Genomic DNA, 12,233 nt, shown 5'->3' with positions numbered 1-12,233 from the left:
GTTCAGCTTCTGGCCCGGGATCCGGTCGCAGAGATCGGCGATGTGCAGGAAGGGGCCGCCGCTGGCGCGGGACTCGATCAGCTGTCGGATGGCGCCATCGCCCAGGTTGCGGATGGCGGAGAGACCGAAGAGGATCTTCTTGCCCACGGGGGTGAAATCGATGCCGGAGGCATTGACGTCCGGCGGCATCACCTCGATGCCCATCGCCTGGCAGTTGGCGATGTAGCGCTGCACCTTGTCGGTGGTGCCGGCATTCACCGTGAGCAGGGCCGCCATGTAGGCCACCGGATGGTGGGCCTTGAGGTAGGCGGTCTGGTAGGTGACGGCGCCGTAGGCGGTGGAGTGGCTCTTGTTGAAGCAATACTCGGCGAACAGCACCATCTGGTCGAACAGCGCCTCGGCGATGGCCGCCTCCACGCCGCGTTCGGTGGCACCGGAGACGAACTGGTGGCGATGCTTCTGCATCTCCGACACCTTCTTCTTGCCCATCGCCCGCCGCAGCAGGTCGGCTTCACCGAGGGAATAGCCCGCCAGATCCTGGGCGATCCGCATGATCTGCTCCTGGTAGACCATGATCCCGTAGGTCTCCTTGAGGATCGGCTCCAGCTTGGCGTGGGCCACATCGATGGCCTCGCGGCCATGCTTGCGGTTGATGAACTTGGGGATCAGGCCCGCATCGAGGGGGCCCGGCCGGTAGAGGGCCAGGATCGAGGAGATGTCCTCCAGGGAGGAGGGTTTGAGATCGCGGACGATCTGGCGCATGCCGCTGGATTCGAGCTGGAAGATGCCCTCCAGATCGCCCCGGGCCAGCAGGGCGTAGGTCTGCTCGTCATTGGGGGGAAGGGCGTCCGGATCGATCCTCTCGCCGACACTCTGCTCGACCAGATCCAGCGTCTTCTCGATCATGGTGAGGTTCTTGAGGCCCAGGAAGTCCATCTTCAGCAGGCCCATCGCCTCGACGTCCTCCATGAAGTACTGGGTGATCACCTGGCCGTCGTTGTTGCGCTGCAGGGGCACCAGTTCATCGAGGGGTTCGGCGGCGATCACCACCCCGGCGGCATGGACACCGAACGTTTTGTTGGTGCCTTCGATGCGGCGGGCCAGGTCGACCCAGTGGCGCACCTTGGGGTCGTTCTCGTACTTCTCGCGGAATTCCGGCACCGGCGACTCAGCGCCGATCATCTCGGCCAGCTTGGCCGGCTTGCCCCGGGCCACGGGAATCAGCTTGGCCAGCCGGTCGGCTTCGCCGTAGGGGATGTCGAGCACCCGGGCCACGTCCTTGAGCACCGCCTTGGAGGTCATGCGGTTGAAGGTGATGATCTGGGCCACCTTGTCCTCGCCGTAGCGGCGGGTGACGTAATCGATCACCTCGCCGCGGCGCTCGATGCAGAAATCGGTGTCGATGTCAGGCATCGACTTGCGTTCCGGGTTGAGGAAGCGCTCGAACAGCAGGCCGTGCTCCACCGGATCGATGTTGGTGATGCCGAGGGAATAGGCCACCAGCGAACCGGCGGCCGAACCCCGACCCGGCCCCACCGGGATGCCGTTCTCGCGGGCGAAGCGGATGTAGTCCCAGACCACCAGGAAGTAGGTGGGGAAGCCCATCTGCTCCATCACCTGCAGCTCGAACTGCAGCCGCTCCCCGTAGGCCGGATCGATGGCGGCGTCGGCAGCGATCCCGAGGCGGTCCCGCAGACCCTGGTGGCTCACCGCGCTGAGGTAGCTCACCGCGGTGTGGCCCTCGGGGATCGGGAAACGGGGCATCTGTTGGCGCCCCAGGATGTCGTAGTCCTCCACCTTCTCCGCCACCCTGGCGGTGGTGGCGATGGCGCCTGCGATCACCTCCGGTTCGAGGTGGTCGGCAAAGAGCCGGGCCATCTCCGCCTCGCTCTTGATGTATTCGGTGCCCGTGTAGCGCAGGCGCTTCTCGTCGCTGATCAGCTTGCCGGTGAGCACGCACAGCAGGGCGTCGTGGGCCTCGACGTCGTGGCTGGTGAGGTAGTGGGCGTCGTTGGTGGCGACCAGGGGAATGCCCAGCTCGGCGCTGATGCGGGCCATCTCGACGTTGACGATGCGGTCCTCGAGGCCGCCGTGGTCCTGGATCTCCAGGTAGAAGTCGTCACCGAACACCTCCCGGTACCAGGCGGCCACTTCGCGGGCCACATCGGGGCGCCCCCGCAGGATCGCCTGGGGGATCTCGCCGCCCAGGCAGGCGGTGGCCACCATCAGGCCTTCGCTGTACTGCCGCAGCAGGGCTTTGTCGATGCAGGCCCGGGCGAAGATCCCCCGGCCGCGCATACCGCGCAGGTGGCTGATGCTGGTGAGCTTGACCAGGTTGCGGTAGCCGACGGCGTTGCGGGCCAGCACCACCAGGTGGTACCGGCGTTCCTTCTTCGGCTGGGGATCGTCGATCGAGCCGTTGATCACGTACATCTCGTTGCCGATGATCGGCTTGATGCCCGCCTTGGTGCAGAGCTTGAGCAGCTCGATGGCGCCGTACATCACCCCGTGGTCGGTGAGGGCCAGGGCCGGCATACCCAGTTCGACGGCCCGCTCCACCATCGCCGGAAGCTGGGAGGCCCCGTCCAGCAGGCTGTAATCGCTGTGGTTGTGGAGCGGAACGAAGGCCACGGCGTCGGAGGGCAGCGCCACCACATGTTGCGGCCACCTTACCGGCGGCACCACCAGATCTGGTGGTTCAGGCCATCGCCGTGATGGCGCTGCGGAAGCGGGCGTGGGCCACAGCGAAGAACAGCGTGCCGATCAGGGCCAGGGCCAGGAACTGGGGCCAGACCACCGCGAGGGTGGCGCCGCGGAAGAGGATGCCCTGGGCCAGCATCACGAAATGGGTGTTGGGTGCCGCCAGCATCACGGTGCGCACCAGCGCGGGCATGCTTTCCCGCGGTGTGACTCCGCCGGAGAGCATCTGCAACGGCAGCAGCACCATCATCAGCAGCAGACCGAACTGGGCCATCGAGCGGGCGAAGGTGCCCAGGAAAATGCCCAGCGAGGTGGCGGCAAACAGGTAAAGCGCCGCGCCGGCCGCGAACAGGGGCAGGGAACCCGCCAGCGGCACCGCCAGGGCACCCTGCACCACGAACACCAGCGAGAGCATCCCGGCCCCCAGCACCACCAGGCCCATCGACCACACCTTGCTGGCCATGATCTCGAACGGCGTCACCGGCATCACCAGCAGATGCTCGATCGTGCCCCGTTCGCGCTCGCGGATCAGGGCGGCACCGGTGAGCACGATCGACAGCAGGGTGATGTTGTCGATCACCTTGTTCACGGCCCCGAACCAGGTCTTGGTGAGCGCGGGGTTGAAGCGCATCCGCACCACCAGCTCCACCGGCGGCAAGGGGCTGGGCTGGTCGTGCCGCACGAAGGTCAGCACCTCGGCGGCGATGATCGCCTGCACATAGCCACTGCCGGTGAGAGCCTGGCTGACCCGGGTCGCGTCCACGTTGAGCTGGACGGCCGGTGAGCGGCCCGCCAGCACATCGCGCTGGAAGCCGGAGGGGATCACCAGGGCGAAGGTGTCGAGCCCCGCATCCATGCGCCCATCCATCCTGGCCTGGGCGATCAGCTTCGGCGCCTGGAAGTAGGGGGGTGCGAAGGCGGCGATGATGCGCTGCGACAGGGGTGAGCGGTCTTCATCGACGATCGCGATCGGGGCGGTGTGCAGCGTTTCGGGCAGCACCGTGGCCCCCGTGTAGACCGACACCGTGAACACGAAGACGATCAGCAGCAGCATGATCGGATCGCGGCCCAGGCTCCACAGCTCCTTGACCCCCAGATGGAGCACATGGGCGGCGCGCATGGCTCAGGTCTCCTGTTTCCGGAGGAACAGCACCGCCAGGCCCAGCAGCACAGGCACCGCCAGCAGCAGGGCAGCGAAGGGGCCGAGCAGATCAGCGAAGCCCAGTGCCTTGGAGAAAGTGCCGGTGGAGATGGTGAGGTCGTGGGCGGTGGGGTAGATCGCCCCGATCACCGCCCCGGGACCCTGCAGGGACGAGACCGGATCGAGCAGGCCGCAGAAGGAGGTGGCCGGCAGGATGGTCAGCACGGCGGTGCCGAACAGGGCGGCGATCTGGGTGCGCACCAGGGTGGAGATCAGCAGCCCCAGGCCGGTGGCACAGATCACATAGAGCAGGGCACCGGTGGCCTGGGCCAGGACGCTGCCGGTGACGGGCACCCGGAACAGGGTCACCGCCAGCAGGGTGAGCAGCCCGTAGTTCACCATCGCCAGGGCCACGTAGGGCAGCTGCTTGCCCAGCAGGAACTCCAGCCGGGAGACGGGGGTGGCGTAGAAGTTGACGATCGTGCCCAGCTCCTTCTCGCGCACCACCGAGAGCGCCGCCAGGATCGCCGGGATCAGCAGCAGCAGGATCGGGATCATCGCCGGCACCATCGCCACCAGGCTGCTGATGTCGGGGTTGTAGCGGAAGCGGGTTTCGATGCGGGCCGGCGACAGCGGTCCGGCTCCCCCCCTGTCAAGGCCGGCCCGAACCGCCAGCCACTGGGCGTGCAGGCCCTGCACATAGGCCCGCACCGTCTCGGCCCGCATCGGCATCGAACCGTCGATCCAGGCGCCGATCGCCGTCGGATCACCGCGATCACGATCACGGCCCAGGCCCGACGGCAGTTCGATCGCCACGCTCAGCTCGCCTGTGCGCAGGCGCCGGTCGAGGGCGTCGTAACCGTCGAGCGACGGATGTTCGATGAAGTAGCGCGAGCCCGCCAGGTTGAGGGCGTAGTCCCGGCTTGTGGTGGTGCCGTCGCGGTCGAGCACCGCGTAGGGCAAGTCCTCCACATCCATGCTCATGCCGAAGGCCATCACCACCATCAGGAACAGGCTTCCCAGCACCGCAGTGGTGATGCGGATCGGGTCACGGCCCAGCTCGAGCGCCTCGCGCCGGGTGTAGCTTCCCAGCCGCTGCAGGCTGAAGCCCAGGCGTTCCGGCTGGGGAGTCGGGCGGTCGTCCGCAGCGACGGCGGGGGCAGCGATCGGGGCCGACGGGATGGCGCCAGGCGGTCGGGCCATGGCGCCGCCAGCGCCCGCTTCTTCGAGGTAACCGATGAAGGCCGCCTCCAGGCTGTCCTGGTGGCGCCGTGCCATCAGGCCGGCAGGCGTATCGCTGACCAGAACCCGTCCGGCATGCATCAGCGAGAGGCGGTCGCAGCGCTGGGCCTCGTTGATGAAGTGGGTGGAGAGAAAGATCGTGACCCGATCGGTGCGCGACAGATCGATCAGCTGCTGCCAGAAGCTGTCGCGCGCGATCGGATCGACCCCGGAGGTGGGCTCATCCAGGATCAGCAGCTCGGGACGGTGCACCAGCGCCACCGCCAGCGACAGCCGCTGACGCACACCCAGGGGCAGGGCATCGGGCAGGGCATCGCCGAGTTTCTCAAGGCCGAACTGCCCCATCAGGCTGGCGGTGCGGCCGGCGATCTCCGCCTCCGGCACCTGGAACAGCCGGGCGTGCAGCACCAGGTTCTGGTGCACCGTCAGCTCGGCATACAGCGAAAACGCCTGTGACATATAGCCCACCCGGCGCCGGGTGGCGAGGTCGCCCGCGTCAAGGGGCCGGTCGAAGAGCCGCACCTGGCCGCAGGTGGCCGGCAGCAGACCCGCCAGCACCTTCATCGTCGTCGTCTTGCCACAGCCGTTGGAGCCGAGGAAACCGAAGATCTCACCCCGTTCGATGCGCAGGCTGACGCGATCCACCGCCAGGAACGATCCGAACCGTTTGCACAGGTCGATGGCCTCGATCGCCACCTGGCCATCCCCACGCGGACGGGGGGGAATCACGACCGGATGGTGCTCCAGCCGCCGGGCTTCCGGCAGCAGGGCGATGAAGGCCGCCTCCGGAGTGTCGGCACCGGTGCGCAGCAGCAGCTCGGCCGGCGTGCCGCTGCTGAGCACACGACCGCCGTCCATCGCCACCAGCCGGTCGAAGCGGGCGGCCTCATCCATCGAGGCGGTGGCCGCCAGCACGCTCATGCGGGGGTGGTCGGCGCGGATGCTGGCGATCAGGTCCCAGAACTGGCGGCGGGAGAGGGGATCGACGCCGGTGGTGGGTTCATCGAGGATCAACAGGTCGGGGTCGTGGATGAGGGCACAGCAGAGTCCGAGCTTCTGCTTCATCCCACCGGAGAGCAGGCGGGCAGGGCGACGGGCGAACGGCCCCAGGCCGGTGCGCTCCAGAAGGCCCCCGATGCGGCGGCGGCGCTCGTCGCGCTCCTGGCCGAACAGACGCGCGAAGAAGTCGACGTTCTCCAGCACCGTGAGGGTGGGTGAGAGGTTGTTGCCCAGGCCCTGGGGCATGTAAGCGATGCGGGGGCACACCTGGCGGCGGTGGCGGGGGCTGGCCATGTCGCCACCGAGCACCCGCAGCCGTCCCTGCTGCAGCGCACGGGTGCCGGCCACCAGGGCCAGCAGGCTGGATTTGCCCACCCCATCGGGGCCCACCAGGCCGGTGAGGCCGCCGCCGGCCACCTCCAGGCTGACGCCGGCCAGGGCCCAGGTGCTGCCGAAGCGCAGGCGCACGTCGGTGAGCTGAACCACCGGGGGGATCACTCCGGTACCTTCACGGCCAACGCCGCCGGCCAGGAAGCCTGGGGGTCCAGCTGCACGTAGGCCATGCCCGGCAGGCCGGTCTTGACGCTGCGGATGTGGCGTTTGAGCAGGGCTGGATCGATGCGGGCCTTGATCCGGAACATCAGCTTCTGGCGCTCCACCGCCGTTTCGACGGTCTTGGGGGTGAACTGGGCCACATCCGCCACGAAGGTGACCCGCGCCGGGATCACCAGCCGGGGAGCGGCATCCAGCACCAGGTGCACGTCGGCGCCCAGTCGCACACGGCCTGCCTGGTCGGTGGGCAGGAAGAAGGTCATCGAGACATCGGAAAGATCGACCAGGTTGAGCACCTTGCCGCCGGCCGGCAGCACCTCACCGGGCTGGGCGACGCGGTACTGCACCCGCCCATCCCTGGGGGCCTTGAGCTGGCTGTCGGCGATGTTCGATCGGATCCCCTCGATCCGGGCCCGGGCGGCCGCCGCCGAAGACTGCGCCTCGATCACCTGGGAACCGGCCGTGGTGATGGCGGCACGGCTGGCCGTCGCCGTCGCCCGGGCCGAAGCCACGACAGCGTCGGCGCCGAAGAAGGCGGCGCGGGCATCGTCGAGATCCTCCGCCGAAACGGCCCCCTTGACGAACAGCTGCTCCTGGCGGCGGCGGTGCTGAAGGGCGTCCTTGCGCTGGGCGCTGCGCTGCACCACCACGGCTTCGGCGGCTGTGCGTTCACTGCGCCGCTGCGCGACGGTGCTCTCGGCCGTTTCAACGGCGTTGGTGGCCTTGCGCAGATCCGCCTGGGCCTCGCGCAGCTGGGCGTTGAGCACGTCGGTATCCATCCGGGCCAGCACCTGGCCGCGCACCACGAAGTCCCCCTCGTCGCCGAGCACCTGCTTGAGCCGGCCCGCCAACTTGGCGGCCACGTCGATTTCAACGGCCTCGATGCGGCCGTTGCTGCTGGCGAAACCGGCGGCCAGTGGCTTTGGCCGCAACGCCTGCCAGAGGGTGATCCCTCCCCCTCCGGCCAGCGCGAGGCCCAGGATCACGGGCAGCCAGCGTCGCCGGCTGCTGCCGGGGATCGGGTCGGCGATGGGGGTGGCGTCAGCCAGCTAACTGACCGCCTGGAGGTTGGGGCAGGGCACGGCCCACAGGGTCTGAAGCTTGAGAGCCTGGTCGGTGTCGCCCTTGGCACCGAGCTGGTTCACCGTCAGCTGAATCCGCTCGCAGTCGACCTGCTTCTCGAGTTTGGCGCGCTGGGTGCGGAGCTCCTGGAGGTCCTGCTCCGCCTGCAGGCGCCTGGCCTGCTGCTGGCCATCGGCCGCCTGGAGCCGGCTCGCACCGGCGTCCATCTCCCTGAGCTGCAGCTGCAGGGCGGCCTCCCGCTGGGAGGCGGACTCCAGCTCGTTCTTGAGGGTCAGCTCGCCCTCCATCCGCTGCATCGATTCCCGGTTGGCCTGATCCTGGGCGGCCTGGACCCGGGCCTCGGCCTGAAGCCGCTGCTGGTGCTGATTGTTGAGGAAGACGACACCGGCCACCGCCAACACAGCCGCAGAAACCAAGGTCAGCCAAAACCTGTTCTGCCGATTCGAGAGGTTGTCCATACCTCCTCTCTAGTCAGGGCGCACGAGACCGTTGGCCTATCGCTGCGGCGGATGCGTGGCCGATGGGATGCAACCGCATGCATCGATCCGCAGCCAACCATCCATGAGCGGGGCTGTCTAGGGGGGTGCCCAGGTGCACCGGCCAGCATCCAGCACATCGGAATCATCCACGAACCTGAAGACCCTTCCATCACTGCGGATGTAATGAAAGTCGTCGATCAGAGCCCCTTCATTGGTATAGACATAACGACCTGCCGATGGAGTTGTCGTCCCTTCAATCCACTGGGTTTCGAACTCCGATGGCCTTCCCCCATCGACCCTTCTGAGCTCCGTGACCTTCAACAATCTCAAGGGGATGGGCCCACGACTGCCTTGATAGAGAACGTAGGCACTGGAATCGCTGTTGCCATGAAGGCCGAACTGAATTCGAAGCAGAGGCTTGACTCCGATGGATCTCAGGCAGCGGACATTGTCCTGATCGGCCCAGACGGCAGGGGCCGCGAAGGTCAAGAGCATGAGCAAGGCCAGGCATCGCTTTCTCCGTAGCTCCTTGGCGGTTGGACGCTGCATCAGCCCCGTTCGACGGGTTTGGAAACATGTTGATGGGCGACCTTCCACATGCCACCCCGCTTGAGCAGGCAGAACGTGATTCGGACGGTATCGCTGAACGTCCGTCCGTCCGGAAGTGTCCCCCCGCACTGGAGCAGGCCAAAGGCATAGCCCACATCAGCTCCCGCCTGGACAGAGAGATCCTGAAGCGCGAACTGCACCGGGCCCCGGGCGTCGGGCTGCCAGGACTCCCAGCTGTCCCGGTACTGCGCCGCTGAGGTGTACTGCAACGGTGACAACACATCGAACAGCACCAGCTCATTGAGATGGTTGGCCAGGATCTCCTCCTCCCGTCCGTCACGGGTGGCCTCGGCCCACTGCTCCAGCATGTCGCGAATGGCCGCTTCGTCCGCGTTCATGGTCGGCGACAACCGATCGGCAGTGAAACCCTAGGTGGCGCCGGCAGGCCCTTCCGGGAGGGTGATTGTGCTGCTCAGGCCACCAGCGCCGCCGCGGGCCGGGCGTCCATCACCCGGGCCGCCTGTTCGTACTGGTGGGCCACCCGCAGCAGCTTGGGCTCCTCGAGCACGCCGGTGATCAGCTGCAGCCCGATCGGCAGGCCCTGGGCGTCGAAGCCGCAGGGCACGCTGATGGCCGGCAGGCCGGCCAGGTTGGCGGGGATGGTGAGCAGGTCGGCCAGGTACATGGCCAGGGGGTCGCCGGCGTGGGCACCGCTGGGGAAGGCGGTGGTGGGTGAGGTGGGGGTCAGCAGCACGTCGACGCTCTCGAAGGCGCGGTCGAAATCGCGGCGGATGAGGGTGCGCACCTGCTGGGCCTTGCGGTAGTAGGCGTCCACATAGCCCGCGGAGAGGGCATAGGTGCCGATCAGGATGCGGCGCTGCACCTCTTCGCCGAAACCGCTGGCCCGGCTGCGGGCCGTCATGGCCGCCAGGCCGTCGCTGCCGGCTTCGGTGGCGGGCGCCCGGAAGCCGTACTTGACGCCGTCGTAGCGCGCCAGGTTGGCGGAAGCCTCCGACGGGGCGATCACGTAGTACGTGGCAATACCGTCGTTGAAGCGGGGGCAGCTCACGTCCACCAGTTCACAGCCCAGGGCCTCCAGCTGGGCGGCGGCCGCCAGCACCGAGGCCTTCACCTCGGGATCGAGCCCCTCCTGGTCGAAGCATTCCCGGATCAGCCCGACCCGCAGGCCCTTGATGGGTGTGTCCAGGTCGGCGGAGTAATCGGGCACCGGCGCCCGCAGGCACGTGGCATCGCGGGGGTCCTCCCCGGCGATCACCTGCAGCAGCTCGGCGGCATCGGCCACGCTGCTGCTGAACGGGCCCACCTGGTCGAGGGAGGAGGCGAACGCCACCAGTCCCCAGCGGCTCACCCGGCCGTAGGTGGGCTTGAGACCCACCACACCGCAGAAGCTGGCGGGCTGGCGGATCGAGCCGCCGGTGTCGGAACCCAGGGCTCCGATGCACTCGCCGGCGGCCACGGCCGCCGCACTGCCGCCGGAACTGCCCCCGGGCACCCGGTCCGGATTCCAGGGGTTGCGGCTGGCACCGAAGGCCGAGGTCTCGGTGGAGCTGCCCATGGCGAACTCGTCGAGGTTGGTCTTGCCCAGCAGGACGGCACCGGCCTGCCAGAGACGTTCGGTGACCGTGGATTCGTAGGGGGGAACGAAGTTCTCCAGCATGCGGCTGGAGCAGGTCGTGCGGATTCCCTTGGTGCAGAGGTTGTCCTTGATGGCCAGGGGAATGCCGGCCAGGGGGGGCAGGGACTCACCGGCGGCACGGGCCGCGTCGATGCGATCGGCATCGGCCCGCGCCCGCTCGGCGGAGACCTCCAGAAAGGCATGCACGGTGGGATCCACCGCCGTGATGCGCGCCAGGTGGCGATCCGTGAGCTCCCGGGCCGACACCTCGCCCCGCCGAAGCTGCTCCCGCCATTCGGCGATGCCCATCCAACCGCTAGCCAGCTGCGGTGGACGCTATCAGTCGGCCAGATCGGCGGATTCGGTGAACGGCTCGCTGCGGCCGGTACGTAGGCACCGGTGCTCCAGGGAGGCCGGTGACTCCGCCCGCAGGTCATCCAGGAAGGCGGGCAGAGCCTGCTCCAGCGTCCGCCGCCGCACGAAGGGGCCGAACCAGTACACCGCGTCGGGGGAGCGGGTCTCCACCCGCGCCCACCAGGCCAGGCCCAACCCATTGGCGATGCCGCGCGAGGGCCAGAGCAGTGGGTTCATGGAGGAGAGGATGGGAGGTGCCCATTCTGGGGGGCGGTCGGTGCCACACCCCCTGCCGGGTTCAGAGGCGAATGTCGCCCTCGAAGCCCGTTGCCGCTGCGGGCGGGTAGGGCAGTGTCTCCAGGGGGGCCTCGGACAGGGGGGCCTGGGGGGCCTGGGGGGCCGCCTCCGGCAGAGCGTTGGCAGCAGGCTCGCTCTCGCCAGGCGCTTCCTGGTGCTGCCAGGCGACAGGCTCGGCCGGCGCTTCGAAGGCGGCGGCCTCAGGCTCCACCTGGGTCAGCAACTCGGGCTCCACCAGGGCCGGCAGCTCGGACTCGCTGGGCGGCTCGGGGTCGGGCGGCGCCGGCATCGAGGGGCGCACGATTCTGGGGGCGGGGGCGGAACCCGTCAGGCCCCGCATCCAGCCGCGGCGGGCCACTTCGTAGAGCAGCAGCGCCGTGGCCACCGAAGCGTTGAGGCTCGGGGTGGCGCCCCGCAGGGGGATGCGCACCAACTGGTCGCAGGACCGGCGCGTCAGCAGCGACAGGCCATCCCCTTCCGAACCGGTGACCAACACCAGGGGGCCCTCCAGGTCCACCTCCTCCAGGCTGACCGTTCCCTCTTCCGCCAGGCCCACCACCCGGTAGCCCTCCTGCTTGAGGGCGTCGAGGGAACGGTTGAGGTTGACCACCCTGGCCACCGGCAGGTGCTCCAGGGCGCCGGCGGCCACCTTGGCCACCGAACCGGTGAGGCCGGCGTTGCGGCGCTGGGGCAGCACCATGCCGTGGGCGCCGAGGGCCTCGGCACTGCGGACGATGGCGCCGAGGTTGTGGGGATCGGTGAGGCCATCCACCGCGATCAGCAGGGGGGCCTCGCCGATGCCGCGGCAGCCTTCGATCAGGCTGGTCAGGTCGAGGGTCTCGGCGGCGGCGGGCTGCAGCACGATGCCCTGGTGCACGGCGCCACCGGTGAGCTGGCCCAGGCGCGCCCAGGTCACCTCCTCCACCAGCACACCGGAAGCCTTCGCCTCACGCAGCAGCTGCAGGAAGCGCGGGTTGAAGCGCATCTCGGGGGTGCACCAGACGCGATGGATCGGCCGGCCGCTCTCCAGGGGGGCCTGGGTGGTGTGGCGGCCCCAGATCAGGTCGGTCGGGGCGGCGGCGGCGAAGGCCTCCGCGGCACCGCGAAAATCGACATCGGAGCCGTCGGACTCCGGCCGCTCCGGTCCGCTGCGACCCTGGATGGTCCGCGGGGCGCGGTCGGCATCCCGGAACAGGGCCGG

Annotated in this window: 9 protein-coding genes; all 9 read right to left on the bottom strand. The window is 68.6% G+C overall.

All coding sequences use genetic code 11. From position 1 onward, the window contains the following. On the bottom strand, positions 1-2,631 hold a 2,631-nt coding region (locus KBZ04_RS08030), incomplete at its 3' end, for a DNA polymerase III subunit alpha (RefSeq protein WP_254991431.1). A gap of 67 nt (positions 2,632-2,698) precedes the next feature. Continuing rightward, positions 2,699-3,820, bottom strand: a complete 1,122-nt coding sequence (locus KBZ04_RS08025; RefSeq protein ID WP_254991430.1) for an ABC transporter permease — start codon at positions 3,818-3,820, stop codon at positions 2,699-2,701. Positions 3,821-3,823: 3 nt separating this feature from the next. Then, positions 3,824-6,580 carry a ribosome-associated ATPase/putative transporter RbbA gene (rbbA, locus tag KBZ04_RS08020; protein ID WP_254991429.1) on the bottom strand — a complete coding sequence of 919 codons (2,757 nt, stop codon included), beginning with the start codon at positions 6,578-6,580 and terminating at the stop codon, positions 3,824-3,826. After that, the gene (locus KBZ04_RS08015) at positions 6,577-7,620 is read right to left on the bottom strand and encodes an HlyD family secretion protein (protein ID WP_254991428.1); all 1,044 of its coding nucleotides are present in this window, start codon (positions 7,618-7,620) and stop codon (positions 6,577-6,579) included. The genes rbbA and KBZ04_RS08015 overlap by 4 nt, the downstream gene beginning before the upstream one ends. Before the next feature lie 63 nt (positions 7,621-7,683). After that, positions 7,684-8,133, bottom strand: coding sequence for a hypothetical protein (locus KBZ04_RS08010; protein WP_254991427.1), 450 nt, complete (start codon positions 8,131-8,133; stop codon positions 7,684-7,686). A 611-nt stretch (positions 8,134-8,744) separates the two neighbouring features. Beyond that, a complete protein-coding gene (locus KBZ04_RS08005; protein ID WP_254991426.1) occupies positions 8,745-9,143 on the bottom strand; it encodes a YybH family protein in 399 nt (132 codons plus the stop codon). A 74-nt stretch (positions 9,144-9,217) separates the two neighbouring features. Then, the gene (gene gatA, locus KBZ04_RS08000) at positions 9,218-10,690 is read right to left on the bottom strand and encodes an Asp-tRNA(Asn)/Glu-tRNA(Gln) amidotransferase subunit GatA (protein ID WP_254991425.1); all 1,473 of its coding nucleotides are present in this window, start codon (positions 10,688-10,690) and stop codon (positions 9,218-9,220) included. A gap of 30 nt (positions 10,691-10,720) precedes the next feature. After that, complete coding sequence (locus KBZ04_RS07995) at positions 10,721-10,972, bottom strand: DUF1816 domain-containing protein (protein ID WP_254991424.1); 252 nt, start codon at positions 10,970-10,972, stop codon at positions 10,721-10,723. Positions 10,973-11,033: 61 nt separating this feature from the next. Next, on the bottom strand, positions 11,034-12,233 hold a 1,200-nt coding region (gene rlmB / locus KBZ04_RS07990), incomplete at its 5' end, for a 23S rRNA (guanosine(2251)-2'-O)-methyltransferase RlmB (protein ID WP_254991423.1).

It is taken from the genome of Cyanobium sp. N5-Cardenillas (assembly GCF_024345515.1).
Lineage (GTDB): Bacteria > Cyanobacteriota > Cyanobacteriia > PCC-6307 > Cyanobiaceae > Cyanobium.
This window is presented reverse-complemented; position numbering and strand designations above follow the sequence as displayed.